The organism is Brucella sp. NBRC 14130 (assembly GCF_040371715.1).
GTDB lineage: Bacteria > Pseudomonadota > Alphaproteobacteria > Rhizobiales > Rhizobiaceae > Brucella > Brucella intermedia.
Genome location: NZ_BAABTE010000007.1, coordinates 246547 through 269047, shown reverse-complemented (window position 1 = coordinate 269047; position 22501 = coordinate 246547). Strand labels below are relative to the sequence as shown.

The window sequence follows — 22501 nt, the reverse complement described above, 5'->3', positions numbered from 1 at the left end:
GTCGACAAGCGCGGCCTTCTTGTCATGCAGCTTCAACTTGATCCCGCCGGTAGAATTCTGGCTGATCTCTGCGATAGCCGCCGCCGTGTCGTCGTCAATTTCGTCGCTCGATACGAGCTGCACGTTATTCGTGACCACATTCTTGACGACGAGCACGTCACCGCCATCGGGATTGTCTTCCTCGGTTACGAGCGAACCATGCCATTTGATGGCTTTCCGAATGTCCGAAAACCCGATCTTTGCCAGCTCTGCTAGAACTCGCTCTTTGGTGATCGCGAGCTTGTCGATGGCCTTTTCAGTGGCCTTGCGCTCTACCGTTTGTTCCCATTCGAGAAGCTCACTCACCCGTTTTGAAATGCTTTGTTTCCGCTTTAACGTCGCAGCATTCCCGCGGTTCGGTTTAAAGCCTGCAATCCTGTATGCTTCATCCGCAGTCTTTCCCTTTGCGAGCTCTTGCGCAAACGCTTCATGACGGGCATTTTTCAGAACAGGCATCGGCTAACCTTGGGGATTCGAGTATGGCGAAATGCGGACATTGCAATCATATCGGGACTAAGCTAACGGAAATATCTCCGTCAGGTGGCCGCTATAAAATGATGGCTGTTTGCTGTTCTAGCTGTAGCGCTATTCTTGGTGTTACCGACTACTTTAATTCCGGGACGCTGATACAATCCGTTGAGAAGAAGGTCGACACATTGAGATCAGAAGTTGGCTTTGTTAAATCCGCAGCGAATCAAATCCTGGACCTCCTGCGCAGACGCTAAACGGCCGCGAGGCTGACCCAGAGGCACAATCGGCGGCATAGCGATGCTACCGCCAAAGAACCCACGAACAGACGACAGCAGAGCCATCGCCGCGGCAGCAAAACCAAAGCGCATATCGTTCTCCGATTGTTGAAATGAAAAAGCCGCCACCCGAAGGCGACGGCAAGCCGATCTTGCTGACCGGGGAGGAATGTTAGATTTTCTAACTTTGCTCAGAACGGGCCGGACGCTATCCCGGCTATCGGGTTCTAGTGCTACCCGCAACTGCTCTCTGCGCTTCTGCGACTTTCAGCGCCGCCGTTCTGATTAGTTTGCGAGATACCCATCTCTAGGCCTGCGATGCGCTTTCCGCCATTTCTTGCACCGTTCCAGCTTGAAGATGACGAGATCATCCCAGCATCTGCTTTTCAGCAATTTACGGTTCTTGGCGACATAACGCTTTAACTCTCGCGGTCCCTTCATGGCTCTCCGCTGTCTCAATCCCTCATGTCTCGCGCTACCCGGATAAGTGGGGCGGTACTGCATGAGGGCTGACTATTGATCCTGCATTTAGATATTTGCATTATCCTGATGGGAACAGGAGGCAGCAATGTATCAGATCAAGGTATTGGAACTCTTAGAAGACGGAACTTCACGGCCATACGAGTTCACCGAACTCGAAACCGCTCAAGAGTTTGTCCGACATGCCACGTTTGACCTTAAGGTATGGATCGAAGGCTACAATATCTTTGATCGTGACGACTTCTTGAAACTCCGGTCAATGCCGCAGGATGAGGCCATCCCGTTTTGATTGGTGCGCTAGTCGGACCCTTTCGGGCGAGGCTCTCACAACATCTTTACGCCACCATTAACCGACTACGGCTATCTTCGCTGGCCGTCAGCTACATGCGAGGAACGGACGGGGCTTCCCCATCCTTCACGGCTTTCACCGCCTCGCATTCTGTGCGAGCCTATCCGTAGACAGGGCGGGAATGAGTGTCTCCCTCTCGCATTCCGTTGAGGCGTTGCCTCGAATAAGTTTCACCGGGATCACTCTAAACTATCTGGCAACAGCTTCTGAGGCTAACCCGGTGCCTCCGGTTCCTTGCTGACTACTCTGTGGATTTGCCAGCCACAGCTACCCTCAGCAAAGCATCAGGCGTGGAGGAACCGCCCATTCGTGCCGCTCTCGCGGTATCTGGCGCTGTGGGAGGATTTGCACCTCCCGGCAACCGGTTGGACATTCGGTCGCCTGCTACTTGCACTCGCATAAAATTAAAACCAATGATCCTGCATTCGTTTCAGGAAGCCTACTTCGATCGGATGGCCGGATGCGTCACCAATCACTGAATCAATGTTGCAATGGGGACAAAGGGCCGTGTCATCGTCATCAACCCATTCTGTGATTGCACCCGGTTCGAATATTTCCAGACAGTAGAAGCACCCGCACTTCCCGCTGGCCTCAATCTCAGGTCGGTGATGAATGGAACGCTTATGAGCTTCGATAATATCCACTTTTGCACTCATAAAAAAACGGCCCGAAGGCCGCCTTGCAGAGTGGGCGCGCCTTAAGCGCAAATCACCACATTACAAAATATAGTGTAATTCGCTTAAGCGGGCAACTACCTATCGCGTTTTATAGCCCCAATGCACAGCCAATTCTTCGAGGCCATCTTTGATATAATCGCTGAATGTCGTTTTCTCGCGCTGCGTCGTTGCTATATCGGCAATTTCCATGCCCTGCCCTACGACTTTGATCATGATATCGAAGGTGCGTTTGCCGAGAACCGGCAGGCAACTATTGAGATGTTGCGTTGCCTCGACCACACGATCAGGCAACGGATCAATTGCCTTGCCGCCGTCAACCTGAACCCGGCCGTAGTCGATAGCAATGGCACCCTTTGCTCCTGACTGCTCCCAGTACATACGGAAACGTCCGGCAGCAGCCCACTGCGCGTCATTGATATGACCACGAGCATAAAGAGTGCCGACCGCGCTTTCCCGGATATTGACCAACGCTTCAACCTTGATCGGATTCGACCTGGAAGGGTGATGCGCCGGGTTGAAATGAGGGTTCGGAGCTTCGCGTACACGTACTGTTGATTTCAGGCTGCCCGGCTCATCATGCTTACGCCGCGCCACTTTAAGCGCATCGCGCAATCTCTTGTCTGCAATCTTTCGCTGTTCAGTTATCGCCGCCATGTCTGTTCCTCGTTGACCTGGTTATGCTTGAACGGGATCGTCTCGGAACTCGCCGCACCAATGATCCCGTTTTGTCAGATTTGATGTTGAGCGCGGCAATGAGCATGAAGTCATGCCGAGTCCTGCCGCCGCGTCATGGTTCTGGTTAGGAGGGAAGCGGACACACTCGCCAACTGTCGCGCTCACCCAACGCCAGTAATCGCAGCCAGCACAGCAAGGGCCAGTCTTTGCATAGAAAGCGTCGATGCTTTTCTGTGTCTGGACTTTCGCCGGTACGTTGCTGACCACGTAGAGCATCGCCTGTCCTATGCTGCTTGCTTGTGCGCCGCGCTGAAGGGTTGAAGCCCCTGCGCAATGCGGATTTCATCTGCCAGCGCGATAAGCCCCGGCATGGACATACGTCTCCACTGGCCTTTGCCACGACGAACCTTGACGCCTCCGTGGGGCACGCCGGCAACCTCATAGCCATATTCAGCCAAGAAAGGTGCAAGCCCGTGGATTCCGGAAGACGTTCCCTGCTCGAACCGGCGGGCGCCATGCTTGGCGAGGTATTCATTGATCAAAACTGTTTCAGGCTTCATACGAGTTCTCCATGCGGAATGAATGTTGCCTTCCGGCGCTTTGAATGGCTGATTGCGGTGGAAACGAGCTTGTGAGCATCCGCTTCGGCAATCCCCATGATCTGGGCAATTTCCAGCGTGTCCTTGCCCGATTGCCATAAGCGAAGAGGCTTTCCGTAAATGGCGTCCTTCTCTGCCAGGTATCGGCTGACTGACTGGTCTGTGTGATTGTGGTAAGCGGCAATCATGCGGCCCTCGCCGGTCCGTAAACTGTTGCGGTTTTTGCCACCCAGAGAGAGCCAGCAGGATATTCATGCTTCGCTCTGGAAACCCATGTCCCGTGATCAATGCCAACTGCCAGCACCTCACGGCCCTGTGTTTGGTCGGTCTTTGTGTGGGATTTGCTGTAAGCAATCGCTTCGGCCCGAGCCTTCTCGACTTCCCTGACATAGGCCATGTTGTCGAGGATCGGCTTCATTACCCGCTCGCATTCCCGGCGAAGCTCTGGCGGCGACGGCATGAACCCGTGCTGTAGATCGGAATGCCCCTGGATGATGTTCTGGACGGCCACTTCGAGGCTGTGCCGCGAAACACCATGCAGCGCCCGGAAATAGACCTCTTTGAACAGTTTCCGGTCACTTTGAACCCGAGAAGGCAACGCGGAGAGGACGTACATTGCCTTCGAAATATCGTCCTCCGTCACCAACATCGAGTAGGTCTGATGCGTAGCTATCTGGTTCATCTCGTAGAATTCCTCGTTCGCGCAGTTCGTCGGCCCAAATGTCTGTGGCTGTCTCACCACGTTTGGGAGGAGGCTCGCGTCGGGTTGAAGATTTGCGGTTTTCCAGCCATTCAGGCTCAAACCCCTGCCAGCCGGAGGAAATCATCATGTCCACAGCGGCATTCGGGTTCTGACATTTGGCGAATTTGCCAGCGAGAAGCTGCGCTGCTCGCACGGTCATTGGCTTTTTTATCGCCTTGCGATGCTCGATCACGGCTTGAGCGTGATCTTCGTCAACTACCTTCATCAATTCGCTTTTGACGGAAGGCTTCTCGGGCGCTTGCGCCTTAACATCTGAACGAAGTGAAGATGTATTATCTGTATCTGTATCTGTATGGTCGCACGGTGGAGATTTTAAGCCGTTGTTTTTATTGGGCTTGGACCTGTTTTCGGCCTGTTTTTCCGTGAATTTTCTCGTAGTTTCGAGTTCGATAACTGCGCGTTTATTCGTCACAAACTCGCCGTTAATTTCGATTTTGCCCATGGCAATGAGTTCACCGCGCAGTGAGTTCCACTTGCGAAGCGTGCAACCGAGAAGGCCTGAAATGTAACGGGCGTCATCGGGAAGATTTCCGCCCTGCATGTAGATCAGATCGAGGACAAGGCGATAAGCTGCCTTAAGCTCGAAAGGCATGCCAATGGTGCCTTCAATGAAGTCTCGCGGATATGCCTTGTAATATGGAAGACCGTTCATGCCGCTTGCGCCTCCTGGGCGCGCTGCAAGATAACGACGCATTCCTCTTTCAAACCCGCATCCCACGTCATTGTGAGGCGTTCGCAGAGGCTGTCGTTTTTGATGACCTTGTAATGCTGGAGAACGTCCAGAAGCGCTTTCATTCGGTTGTCGAGGTCCATGCGCTTATGCGGACGCTTCAAGGCAACCTGAATGCTGAATGGGCCTTCGATGAATTCGTTCTTGCCATTGAGGAAATAGCCGCAGTCACTGCGCCACTTCGCATATTCCGGCGATAGGCGGCGTGTTTTGCCCCAGCCGACATAAATATCCCAGACAGAGGGAGGGAATGGGAGCGCGAGCTTGATCATGCCGCCTCGCCTTCTGCCTTACGGGCGATGGCATTCCGGTAGTCCTGAGCAACAGCTTCAAGGATTTCAACGTCAACTCGGCGGTTCTCAAGCTCATGATCTGGCCGCTTGCTCTTACCTTCGCTGAAGTCAGCGAGCCACCAGACCTTTTCATTCTTGATCTTTTCGACGCGAGCAAGTTTGTCTTGAAGGGTAATCGTCAAAGTTCACCTCCAAAAAGTTCGCCCTGTCTGGCGTCCTTGCGATCAAGCATGCGCAGGATGGTTTCGCCGCGATGCCCCTTGTCCCAGACGAACCAAGCGTTGAGCATTGGTGGAGAGCCTTGGCCGGTGAAATCGATCTTCCAACGCATGAGGTAGACCCGAGCGGCGGGGAACCGGCCCCAGAATGATGCAAGACCGCCAGCACCGGGCCACGTCCAGTTGAGCAGCAGCGCCATATAATCGACATCAAGCGTATCCAGCGCGTGGTAAAGCCATCGTGCTTTGCCATTGCCCCAGCCGCATTCTTGAAATGGCGGGTTCGTCACGATGGCCGGAGCCGGAGCTACCGGGAACTCATAGAAGGACCGGATATCCGCATCGCAGCCTCGGTCTATCAAATCCGATGCACGAACGACCAGCCCGAGCGATTCCATTTCTCGGACCATTGCGCCGTCGCCTGCTGCTGGCTCCCAAATGCAAGGAAAGTCGCGCAGTCGCTCAATCTCCGCATGGAGAAATGCGCGTGTAGGTTCCGGGGGCGTCGGATAAAAATCGTCTTTTTCACGAACAAGGGAATCGGCCTTAACAATCTCGCCATCGAGCATGATGTGAACTGGCTTGGCCTTATTGCCCGTCGCTCTGAAAAGTCCGCGTGCTGTAGCCGTCATTACATCCTCCATGCGAAATAGAGGCCGATCAAACAGACCAGCAGGATTGTCAGGAGAGTTGAGAGAACAGCGGCGGCGAAAGGGTTCATCGTTCACCCTTCTCTATTCGCGTCGGGAAGGTCTTTTCGTCCCTCTGCCGCTGCGTCAGCCTTAACCAGTACTGGCGCAATTTCTGCCACGCTGCTTGCAAAAGGCGTTCCAGCCAGAGCATCCGCGATGCCAAGAAGTTTCGAATTGCGCGCATGGGCTAGTTCCCTCTCAGCCGCATAGGCTTTTTCTGATGCTTCAAGCGCCGCTTTGTAGGCGCGAGCGATGGCCGCATATGCGGAAACAGGCATATCTTTGATTGATCGATAGCGGAGGCGATGCATCCAAGAAGCTGGAGCGCCATACATGCGCTCAGCCCGGTGCATTGCAGCGTCAACGGTATCACCCGGCCCCCGGTAGGTGCTTTGAAGGATGAAATCACTCATCCCTCTGGCGCTGCTGACAAACTCGACACTCATTTTGTCAGATCCTTCAAAACCTTTGTCGGACATTGCAAAGCTCTCCAGCTACGTTTCAGGACAGCAAAGAGAGGCTGAGACGAAACGAGAGCAGGAGTTGAGGTTTGGAGCACATCGGGCATGCCGCATGGCGCGTTTTGCAGAACGCACGAAAAGCAGCGATTGCCCGAAAAGAAAAAGGTGCGGGTACCGAAATGCACAGCGCAGAGGGGGTTCCAGGTATTTCTGCCTTGAACGCTGCGCTTCGCCCGGAGGCACCCGCTACCGTCGAATATCCGGGCGAACGGAAAAGATCGCGACACAAAGGACGCTCGACGGGTTCTTGAATTGGAGATTGAGCGAGGCTTGTTCCTCATCGCCGCCCCTCGCTCGAAAAGGGAGCCTCACCGCGCTTATTGAAGGCGGTGAGGCTTTCTTCGTCAGTGTGGGAGGAGTTCACCAACGAATGAAAATTCTGCAATGCATGTGCGTGCGTGCGACCGCTCGCGCTCCTGCCGGTCTTACGGCAAGAGGCGATGAATGTTCCATCATGGGTTGGGAAAACGGTCGCGGTCATGGCTTACGACATCCCCAAAGCGTCCATGTAGAGTTGAAGCATGGCTTCTTCCTCTTGACGCTCGTGGTCTTCCTTGCGGCGGAGGCGGACAATTTCGCGGACAATCTTCTTATCGAAGCCGCTGCCATTGGCTTCCGCGTAAACTTCCTTGATATCTTCGCCTATGGTTCTTTTTTCTTCTTCGAGGCGTTCAATTCGCTCAATGAATGCCCGAAGCTGGCCAACGGCAATCGTCTGCGCTTCCGATGTGATATCGTCGCTCATTATAGGGTTCCTGATAGGGTTGATGGTTGCGGTTGTCGCGCAGAGGCTCGGACCTCCTTGCGGGATCGGTGTGAGGCGAGCCACACATACGTGACGCCCTTTAACCCTCGCTTTGAGCACGCTGAGACGACCTTATCCCAATGCTCGGGAGCGATACTGTCGCGCCGTCGCATTTGCCTTGCTGCCTCGTATCCGCAGCCAACATCCCGGGCGAAATCTGAAATTTTGCCCCAGCTATCAATCAGGTCGGTAATGGTGTCTGGCGTGTTCATCATGATTGCATCGTACATAACGTACGACCGTTTTGCAACACAAATCGTACACTATGAACGACAATAGTAAGTCATAATGTACGAATGGAACCGAAAGACCGTTTGAAAGAAGCGCGAATTAAGGCCGGGTTTGAAACCCCGAGTGACGCCGCGCGCGTACTTAAAGAAATCAACAAGAACACCCTGATTAGCAACGAGAACGGCAATCGTCCGATCTCGCGCAAAGCTGCCGAAAAATACGGGGAATTGTTTGGCGTCGATCCCGGTTGGATACTTTTCGGTGAAGGCGGCTCACCTGAAGATAAAATTAGCGGGGCAACACAGATCGAAGCCATGTTGCGCCGCATTAAAGGGTTGAACGATCAAGACATTCTTGTCGTGATGAGCGTCATAATGAACGCAATTCGCGTGAATGGCGACGAACAAGAACAAATTCAGCTTGATGATCAATCTGGACAGACCACTGACCACCATAAAGTGAAGCCATAGTCTCAGCTAACTCGTTAGCCTTGAACTCAGCCTTTCTCATTGCGGTGAGAAGACCACCATTCAGCGTGGCAACGCGCAATAATTCCAGCCTATCACCTTCCTTGCCCGGCTGAATGGTTACGAATTTAATCATTCATTCCTCCCGCCGCTATATCTTTTCCATTTCTTCGACTTCTGGCGGCAGTCTGTCGCCATGAGCGAAGATGAGCTTTGGTTCTTCATAATCGCCGGTATCTGCATCACCCTTATTCACAAAGGCAATGACAGCAGGCTTGATCGAAGCCAGCTTCTCAGCAACTCGGCGCGCGTGTCCTAGGTCTTTTGCCAGAAAAGGTGCATCGGCGTTGAGTTTGCCCTTCGGTGCCTTGCTATAGGCTTGCACCACATACTGCGTTTGCATGCTCATACTCGTTACTCCCTGTACGCTTGTTATGTGCGACAGGATGACTCAGATATGAGAACGAAACAAGAACATTCTTGACGAAGCGTTAACGGCGTTTTGTCGCCGCTAGATCTTGTGTGAGGGCCAACCGGACCTACACAACAAGATAGCAAAGTTACGCCATCATTGATGTAGGATGCATCACATTAATGAGTCGGGGGGACGCACATGAATGATCACGAGTTTGGAAATCATTCTACAGATCTCAAGTTATCACTTGTCGAGGGCTACCTGAAAGCCTTCACTACGGCCTTGCGAGAAAAGTTTCCTGAACTCTGGTATATTGACGCTTTTGCCGGAACTGGTGTGAGGACGGTGAAACATGAAGCCATAGATGGTGGCTTTTTCCCATCTACAGATGAGCGGATCGAACACCGTAGAGGCTCTGCACAGATAGCGATAGATATAAAACCCGCCTTCGATCGCCTCATATTTATCGAACAAAAGAAACGCCATTATCAGGCTCTCTGTCAACTTGCGAGCCAATATCCCAACCGCAAAATTGATGTAGTGCGTGGAGAAGCCAATTCGATGATATTGGAGGAGCTCAAGTTACGCGATTGGCTGGGAAAACGCGCAGTTATGTTTCTCGATCCCTATGGAATGGCCGTAGACTGGGCAACATTAGAGGCAATTCAAAAAACTGAAGCGATCGATGTATGGTACTTAGTATCTCTGTCTGGCATTTTTCGCCAGGCGACTCGAGACCCTGACAAGCTTGATGCCGGAAAGAAACGCGCCCTCATTCGCATGCTGGGAACAGATGATTGGATGAATGAATGGTATCAACGCCCAAAGGTAATGGATTTACTAGGCGAAATTGACCCGCGCGTCCAAAGAACGGCTGATGTGGAAGCGATTGAGTTGTACGTCAGAAACAGATTATCAAAGCTCTTTCCAAAAGTCTTGAAACCCAAACGTCTGTACAACGACCGGGGCGCCCCGATCTTTTCCTTATTTCTGGCAATCTCTAATCCAGAGCCTAAAGCTATTGGACTTGCTACTAGGATCGGCAACCATCTGCTAAAGCCCAACGTTTGAAACAGGAAGCTCATCCCACGTTTTATTTCGATAGGTTCGACCGGTCGCTTTCTTGTTCTTTCCGCCCCACTGCTTAAAAAAGAATGCTGCATCAGCATCGGTGCACTGATCAAATATTTCGTCAATCCAAGACGGATGCATCGGGCGAGAGTTTGGACCGCTTTCCCCACCGACAATAGCCCAATGGATTCCTTTGAGATTACCGCCGGCAACAGAGCCTATAAGCGGCTCGTAAGATACAAAACGCACAGCCGCTGGAACTTCCCGAAGTTCATCAAGACGATGCAGGACACGCGCATCTTCCACGCTTGTTCCCAGCCAGACATTGGGCAGGATTTTAAACCCGTCTTTACTCAGTATCTCAGCCATGCGATCTGGGCGCTTGGTGAGTATCTGATATGTGTGACGACGAGTACGCGCCATTACACTCCACACTTTTTGTATAAAATCTTCTGGCACATCAGTATGGAACAGATCAGACATCGAGTTCACAAAGACGCGGCGAGGCTTTGACCACGTTTCAGGGATAGACAAAGCCTTATCGTCTAGAACGATTTTACCAGTCCATTTTGCACGTCCGCCTGACTTCCGCGTGGTGCCGACATACTTCTCAACACCCATGGCCTCCAGACGCGCCGCCATCCGCATTGCGTAACAGTTGGTGCACCCAGCGGTAAGGATTGTGCACCCAGCGACTGGATTCCACGTTGCGTCCGTCCATTCAATCGAAGTGTCAGCCATCACCCGCTCCTATCATTGCTTTATGGTTAACCGATGGCGGTTGACGAACAGTAAATTCGACCACCTTGGGTGCACTGATTCTAGCACCACCGCTACTCACTTCAACGCAATTCGTACAAATTGCACGCTGATCGTACATTTTGTACTTGACGCGTGCTCGTACGTTTTGTACGGTTATCCCAACAAACGAGTTGGGAGTTTCCAAATGAACATTGCAGTTCGACTTACACATACCGACTTTGCCGATGCCCTTTCTGGGCTGACGAACTCCGTCAAGAAGCCGCGTTTCCTTTCTGACGTACTGGAAATTAAGCAGGCTCGCGGCGATGACGATATTGCCTTCTTCAAGCTGCAATGCCGCATGTTTCAGTCCCGCTTTGGCGCGACGATTGAAGGCGCTCACAAAACAGCCCTCAAAGGTGACGCGGCCCTGCGCATCTTCGCTGAAATGCTTGAGGAGTTCATGTGATGCCGGACCACCTGACAGAAACCGAGGTCAGGCGGCTGATCGCTGAAATCGAGTATCGTCTCAAGACTGATCCCCACGTCCCGACCCGTCGCTATCTCGCTGAAAAGCTTTTCGAACTCACCGACCTTCTACAGGAACAGGAAGGGATTGCAGCATGAGCAATGTTTCGCACGCCCTTCTACGCCAGAAAGATGCGGCCAAGATCATCATCGCTCAACTCCGCGAAGCTGGAGTGGATGACGAGGAAAGCGTGGGGCTCGCTATCGAAAGCGAAACCAACCTTTTGGAGGCCATATCCGAGGCTCTCAACAAGATCGATGAGAATGATGTTCTTGATGCCGGACTGACTTCAAAGATCAACGAATTCACAGAACGCCGTTCCGCGATCCGTAAGCAAACCGATTTCCTACGCGCTTCCATCGAGCAAGCAATGCTTATTGCCGAACAGGAAATGATGCGTCTGCCATCAGCTACGCTGACGTTGCGAAAGGTAAAACCGGCCCCGGTTATTGAGGCTGAGGCGGATATCCCTTCTCGGTTCTGGACGCCGCAAGAGCTTCCAGCGCCCAAGCTCAACAAGAAATCACTGCTCGAAGCGCTCGAAGCTGGAGAAATTATTCCGGGCGCGCGCCTCGACAACGGCTCTGTGAGCCTGACTGTACGGAGGAAATAATGGGAAACGTTACCGTTCTCGAACATACGCCGAAGCAGATCGCACTCGTTAAGCACACGATTGCCAAGGACTGCAATGACGACGAATTCAATCTGTTCATGGAGGCAGCGCGGTCTTATGGCCTCGACCCTTTCCGCAAGCAGATTATGCCGCTCGTTTTCGGCAAGAATGCCAAGGATCAATCCAAACGGCGCATGTCGATTGTCGTCTCTCGCGACGGTCTCCGCGTCATTGCTCAACGCTGCAAAAACTATCGGCCAGCATCGGAGCCGGCTGAAGTTGTCTTCAACGATGAACTGAAATCGGCAACGAACCCAAAGGGCATTGAATACGCCCGCGTTTATCTCTGGCAGCAGGACAACAAGGGCGAGTGGTTCAAGGTCGTTGGCGAGGCTTACTGGGATGAATTTGCCCCGCTCAAAGATGAGTGGATTGATAATCCCGAAACTGGTCGCGGCGAAAAGACTGGACGCCAGATGCTCGACACTTCGGGCAACTGGGCAAAAATGCCGGTCGTCATGATAACCAAATGCGCCGAAGCTCAGGCTTTGCGTGCTGGCTGGCCAGATCAATTCAGCGGCATCTACGTTGAGGAAGAACTGGACCGCGCAAAGACGCTTGATCTAACGGCCTCTGAAATTGTCGCTCATAATGAGCAGGAAGAACGCGCAAAGCGCATCGGCGCTCACAACGCAATCACCGTCACTTGGGGCGATGGCTGGCAGCTGGAAAATGTCCCAGTAGGTGAGTTTGCAGACCGTGCCGCTGACTTCATCCGATCTTCCAATCCGGAAGATGTTCGACGCTGGCAGGACGCAAACAAGCAGCCTTTGCAGGCGTTCTGGGCTAAAGCCCCCTCCGACGCGCTTGAATTGAAGAAAATCATCGAAGCGAAGCTGGCCGAAAAACCTGCTCGTAAGACGGGAGAGGCAGCATAATGTCCAGCGCTCCTATTCTCCTGTCATGGGATGGAGAGGCCTTCTACCCGGCCTCCCCTTACTGGGCATCCCGCGCAGATCGCCAATTTGTCGTTGGTGAAACTTACAAGCTTGTCGAGCACCACGACCGATCAGAAGCGAGCCACAATCATTATTTCGCTGCCATCGGTAACGCTTGGAACACACTGCCTGACCACCTTCTGGCTGAATACCCGACTGCCGAGCATCTGCGCAAAAAGATGCTGGTCAAATGCGGATATGCCGACGAACGCACAGTCGTGTGCGCCAGCAAGGCGGAAGCCGAGCGCGTAGCCGCATTTATCAAGCCGATGGACAACTACGCTGTCGTGATTTTCCACGAAGCCGTTGTGAAGGTCTACACCGCGCAGAGCCAAAGCCTCAAGGCCATGGGCAAGCGTGAATTTCAGGAAAGCAAAGAAGCCGTTCTCGCAGCAATCGATAGGTTGCTGGGCGTGGAACCCGGCGCAACCGCGAGGGCTGCAGCATGATCCCCTCTTTCATTGCAAAATTCTTCAACTGGCTTTTCCCCGAACCGGAGCGCCGCGACCTTCAGGCCGAGATTAACGCCAAGATAGCGGAAATCGAGACGGCCAAGCGCCAGCATCGCCCGCGAAGCCACCTTTACGACGAACTCAACGGCCTGATGGCCGAGCAACTGGCCGAAGAACTCGGCTATGCGAGGCATTGACATGGCCCGGAAAGAGTTCACTCGAAAAATCCGCACCGCCGCCATCGAACGCGCTGCCGGTCACTGTGAGAAATGCAAGGCCGCTCTCAAAAAGGGAGAGGCCGAAGTAGACCACATCCTGCCTGACGTTCTCGGCGGCGAGCCGGTATTGGCCAATGCGCAGGTGCTTTGCCAGCAGTGCCATGCGGAAAAGACAGCAAACGATATTCGCCGCACCCGTAAGGCCGACCGCCAGCGCGACAAGAACAACGGCGCGATCAAGCCTTCTTCCAAGCTGGCGAAAACCATCAAAGAGCCGAAGCGCCTCACAAAACAACTCCCTCCCCGTAAGCGCGACATATTCGGTCGCCCTGTTAGCGAAGGTGCGCGAGCATGAAACTCTCATCTGATTTTGCACTTCTTGATGTGAAAAACGGCAGGAAGAAACTCGCCAAGCATTTTAAACAGCGCCCCCGCCTTGGTGAATGCCCTGAAACAATGCGCGTCCCTGTGATCATCCATGGGTATATCGATGGCGTATGGGGCAACGATGATGGTGTGAGCCAAGAGTTTGAAGTCATTGTTCAAAAGCTTGAGGTCCAGCCATGACCACAGTACCTGACGCAGCGGTAGAGGAAAAGGCTGCACTGAAATTCAAAGATTATTTGCGCGTATGGATGGCAAGCGAGCAGTCAGAGCTTGGTACTCGTATCAACGATCTGCGTAGCAAGGCGTTCAAATCTAATTCAAAGGAAGATCGAGAAGCCTACTTCGAGGCGTTGAGCCTTTCTTTTCAGCGCGGCGAAATCGTTGTTGCTGATGCCCTCACAGCCGCATTGCCTCACCTACCTGGGGTGGGTGTGAAGAAGCTGGAGTGGCGGAAATATCGAAATGGTGATGCCGAAGCAGTGACGCCGTTCGGAGAAATCTACACAGCATATGTGAACGGATATTGGCGCATTACCCGCAACGGGAAGGCAGGGAAGTTCATCAAGGCAACCGGGTGTGAGGATGTAGACGCGGCGAAGGCAGGCGCACAGGCCGATTATTCCGCTCGCATCCTCTCCGCGCTTGAGCCATCCGCAGCGCGTGAGCTGGCGTTGGAGGAAGACTTCGCCACGATCCGGGTGGTGATATATTGCTACGAGGGTGATAGCGCACAAGCGTTTGAAGCTCAGAAGGCACTCACCAAGATCGAGAACGCCATCCGCGCCCTATCCTCCCCGGACCATGCCGACGCCGGTAAGGTCGAGGGGGGTGGGTGGTTGCCGATAGAAAGCGCGCCTGATCATGAACAGGGGCCGTTTCTAGTCACGAACAATCCGAAAGCACTGAACGCCTTTGGCCGTCCGAGCCATGTTTGGTGCGTCGGCAGCATTCATAAGGAAGACGATGGTTCCTTCTGTGCATTTGATGGCTACCGGAAAATACACGATTTGAAGATGTTCGCGGTTGTTTCTGCACCTTCTCAGGAGGTGGCATGATGTACGTACTCATTATCTGCGCTGGAATTTCAGCTATGGGCTGCGGTGTTTATGAGCGCACACAGCCGATGACCCGCGAAGATTGCCTTCTCGCACTCGATCATCTGCGCTTTGATGTAGACAACCCCGGCTCAAGTCGCCGCTCTGCCTATGCCTATTGCGCACCTACCAGCCCATCAGGAGACGACCGTCATGGCGAGTGAACTGAAGCCGTGCGGCGGCTGTGGTGCAACCAGTGACCGCGAACGCTGCATAGGATGCTTGCACGATTTCGGAACTCCTGAGAGCGCATGGGTTCGCCCCACCCCCGTTGCTCCCGTATCGCCGGATGCTAACGGCAAGTGCGGGGAGTTGGTGACGGTGGCGTGGTTTCAGCCATCACAGCGATGTTGCGATAATGGTTGGATGGAAGCAATGGCGTGGCAGGAAGGTGAATTTAGCGCGCCAGTCGTCCTCCGCTCGCAGGCTGAGGAGCTATTAGCATCTGAAATCAGGCGTGAACGTGATCTTGCTGCAAAGCAACTTTCCGAGGTCGTTGACCGTATGTCAGACGACTACCTCGCCTTGAAAGCCGAACTTGACCAAGCTGTTGGCGTCATAGAGGACAGATCGTCTGAGTACGAAGCCCTCGAAGCCAAGCTCGCGGCGGCTGAAAAGGCGCTGGAGCCGTTCGTGTCGTTCTTCAATGAAGCGATGAAGGGCTTCACCGAAGGATACGCAGAACGAACACCGTCCGATAAGCCCGTGCTCGGATGGAATAATGCTTATCTGCTCATGCAGCATTTCATCGAAGCCCGCGCAACGCTGGGAGGGAAGCCGTCATGAGCCAGCCGAGCGAAACGGAAATCCAGAACGCCATCGAATATGCGATGCGCCGCGAAGGTGTGACTGAAATCGTGCCTTCAGAAGACGGTGAATACGAGGTGGAAATCTACGAAGCCTCCAGCCTGACGCCGTTCGTCATGTGCCTACTTCGAGAATTGAAGGTGATTTCATGACCCAGCCCCTCATTACCCGCCTCTCCAAGCTAGACGCGCCTGACAGGGGGGTGACGGAAGCCGAGCGTGAGCAGTATCGTAAAGAGTACCGTGAAGCCGTCCGCAACTGCTGGAAGGATGACGCCGCCCTCTTGCGCGCAAAGGAGGCCAGCAAATGACACCCAAACCAGGCAGCAAGGAAGCAACCGAACTGGGATGCACCTGCCCTGTAATCGATAACGGCCATGGGAAAGGATACATGGGCGGCGTGAAGGACAAGGACGGGAACATCATGTTCGTCATCAATGCTAGTTGCTCGATCCATGGCGAGGAGGCCGGCAATGCCGAGTAAGGAACACCTAGCGCTCAAGTTCGACATTTGCACGATCTTGCAAAGCGCCAAACCAGATGAAACGGTGAAAACCGCCGGTCTCATCCTATCCACCATCCGCGCCGCTCTACAGGAGCCGACAGCGAGCTTCGACCCGGAAAAGGTATCATATCATAATGGCATGACACGGCTCGACTGGTGGCGCGCCATGCTCGCCGCCTCCGCACTTGGGGAGCAGAGCGAATGAAGCTGACAGCACCAAAGAAATTTTCAGACAGGCTCAACGGTCTCCCTGACAATGCGCAAAAGGCTTGGGAAGACGCCTTACAGGCCTTCCGTGAGGCTCAGACCATCGGCCACCCAGCCTATTTTTATCCAAGTGAGGGGTCATGCCAAGTCCTGAAAGGATCGAGCAATGTTTGATCTTCCTTGGGTGATAAGCAAGCCGTGGAATATGGCTGTAGCTGGCTGCATAGGTCAGGCGATGACCGGACCATGGGCCTTCAACAACAAGTTCCTATTCGGTGTGTGCGCTCTGATGGTCTTTCCATTCGTCATCGGAGTTGTTCGCCAAGCCCTGAAAGGCGGAGACCATGGCTAAGCTGACGGAAGCAGAATTTGCGCAACAGTGTGCATTCATCGCTAAGAACGCGGCAGATTGGGCATCGTCAATCTTAGAGATCGGAGAAGCTCTGAATGATCCTGCCCGGTTAACAACTGTGTGTCGCTTCACAGACGAAATGCGTCAACGGCTTGATCATCTTGACCGGAAAGCAGGCCGCGCCGCACTGCGGGAAAGAGAACCGAAATGAATAAAGATCAGCAAGAAAAGTTCGCAAAACTGTTAGCATTGAGCGCAGTCCGCGAGGCGCAGATTAAAGCCAACCCGATCCCCTTCCTCAACAAACTTGCTGCTGAGAATAGCCGTTTGCGAAAGGCCATTGAAGAGGCAGTGTACCATCTCAACGGCGCATCATCGTTTGACCTTGCACAAGACATTGCGCCGACACGCCCGGCGTCAATGGTGGAGACTGCGCTAGAACGAAACCGAAAAGCGGAAGAAATTCTTGCTGAGGCACTGCGGGAAAGGGAGTGAGGATGTCACGTTCCGCCCCAGTTGTTGCCGCCGCCCGTTACTCGGTACGCGTTGATGTGCGAGACGAGAAGCTGAACCTTCTTCGCTCCGCATTTCGAGCAACGCAACTTATGCGCAAGGTCTTTTCTGAGCGCGCCATGATCTGGGCCGAGCTTTTCAATCAGGGTATCAATGTCAAGCCGCTTACTGTGGTGGCACCCGTTGCAGTACGCGGTAATCAAATATCCATACCGTTTGCAATCTCCCAATGTCGCGTTCGTGCTGAATATCCGCATGACAGCCTCCAAGGCGGCACGGATTACAGCAAGAACATTCAGAGAACAAATCACATCTTTCAGGAGGTGCGAAAATGAGCCTTCTCACACCGGAGCAGGCAGCAGAGGCGCTTTCGATATCTCACCGCCAGCTGATCTATTTGACAGACGATGGCGAACTGCCGTTCATTAACATTGGTCGTGGTGCGCGGAAAATCCGCCGCTACGATCCGGCAGATATCGAGGCATTTAAGAACCAACGGAAGAAAACAGAATGTCAGTCTACATCCGAAAAGACAGCAAGGACGGAACGTACACCTACGAGTTCCAGATACGCGGTCGTAGATTTTCGGGCAACACTGGCAAAAAGTCGGAGCGAGAAGCGCGCCAGATAGAAAAAGCTAAGAAAAAAGAGGCTGAACTTCAGTTAGCAGAAGAAGCCTCTTTCAGCGCAGACGATCCGACATTTGAGGTCGCCGCGTCCAAATACTGGCACGAGGTCGGCCAGCACCACACCAACTCGGACAATACGCTTTGGACGCTGGATTGGTTGAGCAGCGCTATCGGGCGACGGACGCGCCTGAGTAAGATAACTGATAGAACGGTAGCCGAGCTTGTCGCGAAGCGGCGTAATGAACTGGTTCCCAATCGAAAGGTAGCGCAAAGGATATCGCCTGCGACCGTCAACCGGACGATGACCCAGCCCTTGCGGGAAATCATGCTTCGCGCGGCGAACGTCTGGCGCGTCAAAACCAATCCTATTGACTGGTCAGAGCACTTACTGAAAGAAGAAGGCGAGCGCATCCGCGAGGCTTCGCATGTCGAGGAAGCCCAGATCATGAGCGAGCTTGAGCGTGGCTATGATGTAGCCGTTCGCTTCGCGTTTCTAACGGGATGCCGGCGAATGGAAATACTCGGCCTCACATGGGATAAAGTTGATTTCTTCGGCAGGACATTCACTGTTTTGGGGAAGGGAAAGAAAGAACGCATAATCCCGATGTCATCGGCAGTTTTCGAACTGCTATGGGGAGAGCGCAACTATCACGAGGCAAAGGTTTTCACCTTCGTGGCGAAAAGGACGCTGAAGAAACCGGGGCTTATCCGGGGGCAACGATACCCACTCTCAGAGTCCGGCTTGAAATCAGCTATGCGCAGAGCGATTGCTGATGCTGGTGTGAAGAACTTCCGGTTCCACGACACGCGGCACACGGCAGCTACCCGCGCCTTGCGCGCAAGCAATCTGAAGGTTGTTCAAAAGCTACTCGGGCACTCGGATATCAAGACGACAACCAAGTATGCTCACGCCATGGTCGAGGATATCCGTTCAGCCATGGATGCTATGAAACCGGCTGGCGACGAATCCTCAATCAAGCCGAAAGAACGGAAAGCAGAATAATACTGAGAGGCGCGGAACAGAACGAGAAAACCCGTGGGGATTTCCGTGGGACTTTTGGTGCCGAACTGTTTCACGCCGTGCATATGTGTGCATTTTGTTCTTTTTTGAGGTTTTTAGACCTTGCGGGAAAATCCTTTATATTCTAAGGCTTTCCCCGGCTCGGAGCGTAGCGCAGCCCGGTAGCGCACTTGACTGGGGGTCAAGGGGTCGTGGGTTCGTTATACGGAGTCAACGAAAGTGTTCATCACTGAGCTTTTTTCCTTCGGGCAGTAGCGCAGCCCGGTAGCGCACTTGACTGGGGGTCAAGGGGTCGTGGGTTCGAATCCCGCCTGCCCGACGGAAAGAAGCTCAGTGATATCAATTATTTACCCAATTCGTTGATGCTCATCTTTACGTTACCCTAAAAAGAATGCTCGACTGTCGAACGACTATCTGCACGTGTCCGACTGAACGGAATATCCGGAATCCGGTTGGACTGTACACTTGCGGATAACTTATTGATAAAAAGAGATAATTTTTATTCTTCGTCGCCCAAAAACAGTGACTTGTTCTCTGTTGAACACTTTATTGCGTTATTGGACGGGCTACAACCAACAATTGGGCATTGCGCAGGCTCTGATGCAGTTCCGTTTTGATGGTCTATGCTATTTCTACTATTAGATCCCATCGAAATCCGTTCAATCCTTGTTCCCACTTATAACCAAATGGATTGCAGATAATTCGGCTTCGTCCAATTTGAATGTCGAAAGCATGATGCGTGTGCCCGCAGATCCATAGAGCGGGTGCTAGTTCAGAGTGGAGGATGTCATCGAAGGCATCTGATCCGCACGCAAACAAATAGTTGCCGATTGAGTGTGCATAGACTGGTGGTGTGCAATCAGAGTGTGGCATGTGATGTGTGAGAACAACCGTGGGACCAGTAAAATGTTCTGTTAGTTTTTGCCGAATGTAAGCGGCATCTGACAGGTGTAGATCGAGCATATTTTCGGGCGTGAATGACTTCCCGTTTTTCATGCGGATCGCACGGAAGTCATTCAGTATTGCTCGCGCTTCTTGCATTCGCCGCGCTAGATCAGACTTTAGGGAGAGATTCATCTGAAAATCTACCCATAAGCTAGCCCCAACGAATCTGATGTCGTCGATAATCACCTCGTCCTGATCAAGGCAGTAAAACCGCTGCGGCCACTCCAAAGAGAGGGCTTCGATTGTCTTGATCGTTTGCCTGTCACTCTCCAAAGACCGTTCTCGATCATTCATGAGCCATTTGTTCTGATAGAATTCGTGGTTGCCGGGGACATAGATGATGGGCTTCTCATAGTGCCTGATCAAGAATTCCAGCGTGATGTGAAGGTCAGGCGCTGCATTGAGATCGCCCGCAATGATGATCATATCGCATTCTGGCGCGTTCTCACGCGACGGATAGTCGACTTCTTGCAGTTCATGGTGGACGTCAGACCAGATCCAAAGTTTCATTCCCTTATCCCTTTGTTGTCCGCAATTGCCGACAGTTCTCATGCCAGATTTCCTCTGGCAGGCGCTGACGTCTTTCAGCTTGTACGCAGCGAAACTCAAACTGCGATGTCAGTCGGCGACGTGCAGCACGATGTACGTTTTTCTCAATTACCGATGTCTTTTTGGCCCAGTCGGTAAAAGCGGCTGAATGTGCGAGCGTAGTTTCTGTCGAGATCGAGAAGCCAAAGTTCTGAAGTGATGCCATTAGGCACGATTTGTCCGAGCCGAGGATGTTCGAATAATACACCCTCTAAGCAAGTTGCGCGGCGTGCGCTGAGCTTCCAGCATGTTATGGCTGGAGAATTTGAAAGTTGGCGCTCATCTGGATGTTCACCGTTGAATATGCGTTCAAGATCCGTGACCAAGGCCTTCAGCATATCGATTTCGATTTCCAGTTGTTCGCGATTGTATTTTCCGTTTTTGATTATGACAGCCATAATAAGATCCTGAAGAATGAAGAAATGAGGGGCCATTCGGGCGCGCTACAACGCGCCCGTGAAATGGCGTTTCTTGTTCAACGTGTTTGATTAATGTTGCGAGCAAACGCTGAACCGTTCAGCGTGGAACATGCAACAGTCGGAGAATGGCTCAGGAGCCCCGCTTACTGGGTTTGATCTGGAACGAGTGTGTGGAAGTGCAATTGTTTCGCTCGTGTCAGTTCTTCGTGCGCCAAGCGATGAAAGATCGAATTGAGCTGTCGATGCTTTTCCATCTCACTGCCGGAAAGGCTGTTACTAAACCAAAAGCTCAGCATGTGTCTTTGCTGTCTCTGTATTTCCAGCACGTGTTGTGCAGTACCCGATCTACCGGTTAGCTGGTCTAAATCGTGAAGCGCCCAAACGCCTTCCAGATATTTTGTCTCGCTGAGTAACGGATCTATAATGACGAACTCTGTTCGTTCTATCTCAACGCCAAAGTACTGTGCCGCCAAGCGAGGCAAAAAGCCTGCGAGCCTCGCCTTGTCTTCTTCGTACTGAATTAGCGCAATTCGTTCAGCGCCAATACCGTAGGCGATATGAATATAACGCAAGCATTTTTGTTGCTTATCGTAAACGATGAGATCGAATGCAAAGCCGCCTGATAAATAAGTCGGCGTCAGAGTAGGCTGATAGTGCATAATGCCCTCGGCTTCTTCCGAAAGAGCGCCCACCAATTTTCTCATGCTCCTGGATGATATTGGAATTCCTGACGTTGTTGTGGAAGTTCTTTCATCAGCTACCGAAATTATACTCTCAAGGTAACCAATGATTTTTTCTCCTTCGCTCCAGATTGCGTAACGAAAATATTCGTCGACACGCTCCGTACTCTGAGGATCGCGTTCTTGCTTGTTAATGCGATTGTGAAGTTCACTTAGCTGCAATGCCGCATTCAATCCACGTCCTGGATGCCGTCGTGGAACTTCATTTTTCATAAGAATAACATGACCGATTGGGGAGTTTTCAGGCATAAGTTCTCCTGTCCGGCACATGGGCTACATGCGCCAAATTCGATGTGAAACCAGTTTAAACGATGACGTCATCGACGGACAAAAAGGGGCAATCCGCCTAATCATCAAATCTTTAACTCACTGATTCGGTGTCTGTGTGAGCAATAATCTGGCTTATGTCAGAATTGCCAGAAATAGGCAATTAAATTCCTAAATATGGCAAATAAATACCGATTTAAGGCAAATTAGGGGGTGTAGCAGTTGCATACTCCCTGAATTAAAAGAAAAGGATGGATATACCGATTGCACTTTTGCGAGCCGCAAGACTCGCACTCGATTTAAGTCGAGAAGAGCTCGCCGCAGAAGCGGGGGTAAGCGTGCGGACTATCGGAAGCTTTGAAAGAAATGCAGGCGTAAAAATTGAAACTCAGCGAAAAATCCAATCAGCCTTAGAACGAAAAGGTGTAACCTTTATTTATAGAGATAAATCCAAGGGCTTCGGTTTAATAATGCCGAAAAGCTGGCCTACATAAATTTTAATTTATTTTAGCTTTTTCATAAAAGATCGCCGCCCTTAACTTTTATGGGCCGCCAAACATAATGCTCGTGAGTACGTTCAAAATCTGGCCATTCCAATGTCGAATTGCAATTGGAGGAGTCGCAGGTCGTGCATTTAAACTTGAGGGTATAGGGGTTGCTTCCGTGGCCAAAGATCGATGCGAGATCGCTGGCCAGAAACCGGGCA

The 22501-nt window shown here is 52.4% G+C and carries 40 protein-coding genes, 1 tRNA gene and 2 pseudogenes; 26 read left to right on the top strand and 17 right to left on the bottom strand.

The window, feature by feature from the left end:
* The coding region (locus ABWW28_RS17270; RefSeq protein WP_353391582.1) for a terminase small subunit at positions 1 to 495 on the bottom strand (495 nt) is incomplete at its 3' end.
* An 858-nt stretch (positions 496 to 1353) separates the two neighbouring features.
* Between ABWW28_RS17270 and ABWW28_RS17265 the strand changes: the two genes are divergently transcribed.
* Positions 1354 to 1554, top strand: a complete 201-nt coding sequence (locus ABWW28_RS17265) for a hypothetical protein (RefSeq protein ID WP_112701460.1) — start codon at positions 1354 to 1356, stop codon at positions 1552 to 1554.
* A 464-nt stretch (positions 1555 to 2018) separates the two neighbouring features.
* Here ABWW28_RS17265 and ABWW28_RS17260 read toward each other — a convergent pair whose 3' ends face one another.
* The 11 genes from ABWW28_RS17260 to ABWW28_RS17210 all read right to left on the bottom strand — a co-directional run bounded on the left by ABWW28_RS17260 (position 2019) and on the right by ABWW28_RS17210 (position 7527).
* Positions 2019 to 2258, bottom strand: coding sequence for a cytoplasmic protein (locus tag ABWW28_RS17260; RefSeq protein WP_353391580.1), 240 nt, complete (start codon positions 2256 to 2258; stop codon positions 2019 to 2021).
* Between the two features lie 111 nt (positions 2259 to 2369).
* A complete protein-coding gene (locus tag ABWW28_RS17255; protein ID WP_179504128.1) occupies positions 2370 to 2945 on the bottom strand; it encodes a hypothetical protein in 576 nt (191 codons plus the stop codon).
* 305 nt (positions 2946 to 3250) lie between these two features.
* Entirely contained in the window at positions 3251 to 3526 is a 276-nt protein-coding gene (locus ABWW28_RS17250; protein WP_353391577.1) for a hypothetical protein, read from the bottom strand.
* Complete coding sequence (locus ABWW28_RS17245) at positions 3523 to 3753, bottom strand: hypothetical protein (protein WP_353391575.1); 231 nt, start codon at positions 3751 to 3753, stop codon at positions 3523 to 3525. The genes ABWW28_RS17250 and ABWW28_RS17245 overlap by 4 nt, the downstream gene beginning before the upstream one ends.
* Positions 3750 to 4181 carry a hypothetical protein gene (locus ABWW28_RS17240; RefSeq protein ID WP_353391573.1) on the bottom strand — a complete coding sequence of 144 codons (432 nt, stop codon included), beginning with the start codon at positions 4179 to 4181 and terminating at the stop codon, positions 3750 to 3752. The genes ABWW28_RS17245 and ABWW28_RS17240 overlap by 4 nt, the downstream gene beginning before the upstream one ends.
* Complete coding sequence (locus tag ABWW28_RS17235; RefSeq protein ID WP_353391572.1) at positions 4141 to 4980, bottom strand: phage replication initiator YdaU family protein; 840 nt, start codon at positions 4978 to 4980, stop codon at positions 4141 to 4143. Before ABWW28_RS17235 ends, ABWW28_RS17240 begins: the two co-directional genes overlap by 41 nt.
* Positions 4977 to 5330 carry a RusA family crossover junction endodeoxyribonuclease gene (locus ABWW28_RS17230; protein ID WP_353391570.1) on the bottom strand — a complete coding sequence of 118 codons (354 nt, stop codon included), beginning with the start codon at positions 5328 to 5330 and terminating at the stop codon, positions 4977 to 4979. Before ABWW28_RS17230 ends, ABWW28_RS17235 begins: the two co-directional genes overlap by 4 nt.
* Positions 5327 to 5533, bottom strand: a complete 207-nt coding sequence (locus ABWW28_RS17225; RefSeq protein WP_151599584.1) for a hypothetical protein — start codon at positions 5531 to 5533, stop codon at positions 5327 to 5329. Before ABWW28_RS17225 ends, ABWW28_RS17230 begins: the two co-directional genes overlap by 4 nt.
* The gene (locus tag ABWW28_RS17220; RefSeq protein ID WP_151599586.1) at positions 5530 to 6201 is read right to left on the bottom strand and encodes a hypothetical protein; all 672 of its coding nucleotides are present in this window, start codon (positions 6199 to 6201) and stop codon (positions 5530 to 5532) included. Before ABWW28_RS17220 ends, ABWW28_RS17225 begins: the two co-directional genes overlap by 4 nt.
* 92 nt (positions 6202 to 6293) lie before the next feature.
* The gene (locus ABWW28_RS17215; protein WP_305400668.1) at positions 6294 to 6740 is read right to left on the bottom strand and encodes a hypothetical protein; all 447 of its coding nucleotides are present in this window, start codon (positions 6738 to 6740) and stop codon (positions 6294 to 6296) included.
* Between the two features lie 526 nt (positions 6741 to 7266).
* The gene (locus ABWW28_RS17210; protein WP_063621016.1) at positions 7267 to 7527 is read right to left on the bottom strand and encodes a DUF2312 domain-containing protein; all 261 of its coding nucleotides are present in this window, start codon (positions 7525 to 7527) and stop codon (positions 7267 to 7269) included.
* Between the two features lie 356 nt (positions 7528 to 7883).
* Between ABWW28_RS17210 and ABWW28_RS17205 the strand changes: the two are divergent.
* Positions 7884 to 8099: pseudogene (locus ABWW28_RS17205) on the top strand (peptidase S24); the annotation flags it as partial.
* Positions 8100 to 8436: 337 nt separating this feature from the next.
* On the opposite strand, the gene ABWW28_RS17200 reads toward ABWW28_RS17205, so the two are convergent.
* On the bottom strand, positions 8437 to 8694 hold the full coding sequence (locus ABWW28_RS17200; protein WP_151599590.1) for a hypothetical protein: 258 nt from the start codon (positions 8692 to 8694) through the stop codon (positions 8437 to 8439).
* Positions 8695 to 8898: 204 nt separating this feature from the next.
* Here ABWW28_RS17200 and tcmP point away from each other — a divergent pair, with 204 nt between their 5' ends.
* A complete protein-coding gene (tcmP, locus tag ABWW28_RS17195; protein ID WP_231193235.1) occupies positions 8899 to 9771 on the top strand; it encodes a three-Cys-motif partner protein TcmP in 873 nt (290 codons plus the stop codon).
* Here the strand turns inward: tcmP and ABWW28_RS17190 are convergent.
* On the bottom strand, positions 9754 to 10512 hold the full coding sequence (locus tag ABWW28_RS17190) for a DUF5131 family protein (protein WP_353391566.1): 759 nt from the start codon (positions 10510 to 10512) through the stop codon (positions 9754 to 9756). The genes tcmP and ABWW28_RS17190 overlap by 18 nt on opposite strands.
* A 205-nt stretch (positions 10513 to 10717) precedes the next feature.
* Here ABWW28_RS17190 and ABWW28_RS17185 point away from each other — a divergent pair, with 205 nt between their 5' ends.
* The 22 genes and pseudogenes from ABWW28_RS17185 to ABWW28_RS17080 all read left to right on the top strand — a co-directional run bounded on the left by ABWW28_RS17185 (position 10718) and on the right by ABWW28_RS17080 (position 19155).
* Complete coding sequence (locus tag ABWW28_RS17185; RefSeq protein WP_353391564.1) at positions 10718 to 10981, top strand: hypothetical protein; 264 nt, start codon at positions 10718 to 10720, stop codon at positions 10979 to 10981.
* Positions 10981 to 11139, top strand: a complete 159-nt coding sequence (locus ABWW28_RS17180; RefSeq protein ID WP_353391562.1) for a hypothetical protein — start codon at positions 10981 to 10983, stop codon at positions 11137 to 11139. The genes ABWW28_RS17185 and ABWW28_RS17180 overlap by 1 nt, the downstream gene beginning before the upstream one ends.
* A 74-nt stretch (positions 11140 to 11213) precedes the next feature.
* The gene (locus tag ABWW28_RS17175) at positions 11214 to 11654 is read left to right on the top strand and encodes a siphovirus Gp157 family protein (protein WP_353391560.1); all 441 of its coding nucleotides are present in this window, start codon (positions 11214 to 11216) and stop codon (positions 11652 to 11654) included.
* The gene (bet, locus tag ABWW28_RS17170; protein ID WP_278388437.1) at positions 11654 to 12592 is read left to right on the top strand and encodes a phage recombination protein Bet; all 939 of its coding nucleotides are present in this window, start codon (positions 11654 to 11656) and stop codon (positions 12590 to 12592) included. The genes ABWW28_RS17175 and bet overlap by 1 nt, the downstream gene beginning before the upstream one ends.
* Complete coding sequence (locus tag ABWW28_RS17165; RefSeq protein ID WP_353391557.1) at positions 12592 to 13101, top strand: hypothetical protein; 510 nt, start codon at positions 12592 to 12594, stop codon at positions 13099 to 13101. The genes bet and ABWW28_RS17165 overlap by 1 nt, the downstream gene beginning before the upstream one ends.
* Positions 13098 to 13301 (top strand): hypothetical protein, encoded by a 204-nt coding sequence (locus ABWW28_RS17160; protein ID WP_022570408.1) that lies wholly within the window; start codon positions 13098 to 13100, stop codon positions 13299 to 13301. The genes ABWW28_RS17165 and ABWW28_RS17160 overlap by 4 nt, the downstream gene beginning before the upstream one ends.
* 1 nt (position 13302) lies before the next feature.
* The gene (locus tag ABWW28_RS17155) at positions 13303 to 13677 is read left to right on the top strand and encodes an HNH endonuclease (RefSeq protein WP_353391555.1); all 375 of its coding nucleotides are present in this window, start codon (positions 13303 to 13305) and stop codon (positions 13675 to 13677) included.
* Positions 13674 to 13889, top strand: coding sequence for a hypothetical protein (locus ABWW28_RS17150; protein WP_100648405.1), 216 nt, complete (start codon positions 13674 to 13676; stop codon positions 13887 to 13889). The genes ABWW28_RS17155 and ABWW28_RS17150 overlap by 4 nt, the downstream gene beginning before the upstream one ends.
* Entirely contained in the window at positions 13886 to 14764 is an 879-nt protein-coding gene (locus tag ABWW28_RS17145) for a hypothetical protein (RefSeq protein WP_353391552.1), read from the top strand. The genes ABWW28_RS17150 and ABWW28_RS17145 overlap by 4 nt, the downstream gene beginning before the upstream one ends.
* The gene (locus ABWW28_RS17140; RefSeq protein ID WP_353391550.1) at positions 14761 to 14967 is read left to right on the top strand and encodes a hypothetical protein; all 207 of its coding nucleotides are present in this window, start codon (positions 14761 to 14763) and stop codon (positions 14965 to 14967) included. Before ABWW28_RS17145 ends, ABWW28_RS17140 begins: the two co-directional genes overlap by 4 nt.
* Entirely contained in the window at positions 14957 to 15589 is a 633-nt protein-coding gene (locus ABWW28_RS17135) for a hypothetical protein (protein WP_353391548.1), read from the top strand. Before ABWW28_RS17140 ends, ABWW28_RS17135 begins: the two co-directional genes overlap by 11 nt.
* Positions 15586 to 15762, top strand: coding sequence for a hypothetical protein (locus ABWW28_RS17130; RefSeq protein WP_157808267.1), 177 nt, complete (start codon positions 15586 to 15588; stop codon positions 15760 to 15762). The genes ABWW28_RS17135 and ABWW28_RS17130 overlap by 4 nt, the downstream gene beginning before the upstream one ends.
* On the top strand, positions 15759 to 15920 hold the full coding sequence (locus tag ABWW28_RS17125) for a hypothetical protein (protein WP_176026491.1): 162 nt from the start codon (positions 15759 to 15761) through the stop codon (positions 15918 to 15920). Before ABWW28_RS17130 ends, ABWW28_RS17125 begins: the two co-directional genes overlap by 4 nt.
* Positions 15917 to 16093: a hypothetical protein gene (locus ABWW28_RS17120; protein WP_162929037.1), complete on the top strand. Its 177-nt coding sequence runs from the start codon at positions 15917 to 15919 to the stop codon at positions 16091 to 16093. The genes ABWW28_RS17125 and ABWW28_RS17120 overlap by 4 nt, the downstream gene beginning before the upstream one ends.
* Entirely contained in the window at positions 16083 to 16319 is a 237-nt protein-coding gene (locus tag ABWW28_RS17115; RefSeq protein ID WP_113368980.1) for a hypothetical protein, read from the top strand. Before ABWW28_RS17120 ends, ABWW28_RS17115 begins: the two co-directional genes overlap by 11 nt.
* A complete protein-coding gene (locus ABWW28_RS17110; protein WP_353391545.1) occupies positions 16316 to 16495 on the top strand; it encodes a hypothetical protein in 180 nt (59 codons plus the stop codon). The genes ABWW28_RS17115 and ABWW28_RS17110 overlap by 4 nt, the downstream gene beginning before the upstream one ends.
* 170 nt (positions 16496 to 16665) lie before the next feature.
* Positions 16666 to 16884 carry a hypothetical protein gene (locus ABWW28_RS17105; RefSeq protein WP_353391543.1) on the top strand — a complete coding sequence of 73 codons (219 nt, stop codon included), beginning with the start codon at positions 16666 to 16668 and terminating at the stop codon, positions 16882 to 16884.
* On the top strand, positions 16881 to 17168 hold the full coding sequence (locus ABWW28_RS17100; protein WP_182506839.1) for a hypothetical protein: 288 nt from the start codon (positions 16881 to 16883) through the stop codon (positions 17166 to 17168). The genes ABWW28_RS17105 and ABWW28_RS17100 overlap by 4 nt, the downstream gene beginning before the upstream one ends.
* 2 nt (positions 17169 to 17170) lie before the next feature.
* The gene (locus ABWW28_RS17095) at positions 17171 to 17521 is read left to right on the top strand and encodes a hypothetical protein (RefSeq protein ID WP_353391541.1); all 351 of its coding nucleotides are present in this window, start codon (positions 17171 to 17173) and stop codon (positions 17519 to 17521) included.
* Positions 17518 to 17673 (top strand): annotated as a pseudogene (locus ABWW28_RS17090) (helix-turn-helix domain-containing protein); the annotation flags it as partial. The gene ABWW28_RS17095 and the pseudogene ABWW28_RS17090, both read left to right, overlap by 4 nt.
* 23 nt (positions 17674 to 17696) lie before the next feature.
* Positions 17697 to 18818 carry a tyrosine-type recombinase/integrase gene (locus ABWW28_RS17085; RefSeq protein WP_113463049.1) on the top strand — a complete coding sequence of 374 codons (1122 nt, stop codon included), beginning with the start codon at positions 17697 to 17699 and terminating at the stop codon, positions 18816 to 18818.
* Positions 18819 to 19081: 263 nt separating this feature from the next.
* A tRNA-Pro gene (locus ABWW28_RS17080) sits at positions 19082 to 19155 on the top strand.
* A gap of 302 nt (positions 19156 to 19457) precedes the next feature.
* Here ABWW28_RS17080 and ABWW28_RS17075 read toward each other — a convergent pair.
* The 3 genes from ABWW28_RS17075 to ABWW28_RS17065 form a co-directional block, all read right to left on the bottom strand.
* Positions 19458 to 20333 (bottom strand): metallophosphoesterase, encoded by an 876-nt coding sequence (locus ABWW28_RS17075; RefSeq protein WP_353391538.1) that lies wholly within the window; start codon positions 20331 to 20333, stop codon positions 19458 to 19460.
* A 101-nt stretch (positions 20334 to 20434) separates the two neighbouring features.
* Positions 20435 to 20767, bottom strand: coding sequence for a hypothetical protein (locus ABWW28_RS17070; RefSeq protein WP_235909067.1), 333 nt, complete (start codon positions 20765 to 20767; stop codon positions 20435 to 20437).
* A gap of 164 nt (positions 20768 to 20931) precedes the next feature.
* Positions 20932 to 21777: a hypothetical protein gene (locus ABWW28_RS17065; RefSeq protein WP_353391536.1), complete on the bottom strand. Its 846-nt coding sequence runs from the start codon at positions 21775 to 21777 to the stop codon at positions 20932 to 20934.
* A gap of 269 nt (positions 21778 to 22046) precedes the next feature.
* Between ABWW28_RS17065 and ABWW28_RS17060 the strand changes: the two genes are divergently transcribed.
* A complete protein-coding gene (locus tag ABWW28_RS17060) occupies positions 22047 to 22289 on the top strand; it encodes a helix-turn-helix domain-containing protein (protein WP_182520242.1) in 243 nt (80 codons plus the stop codon).
* The last annotated feature ends 212 nt before the right edge of the window (positions 22290 to 22501 follow it).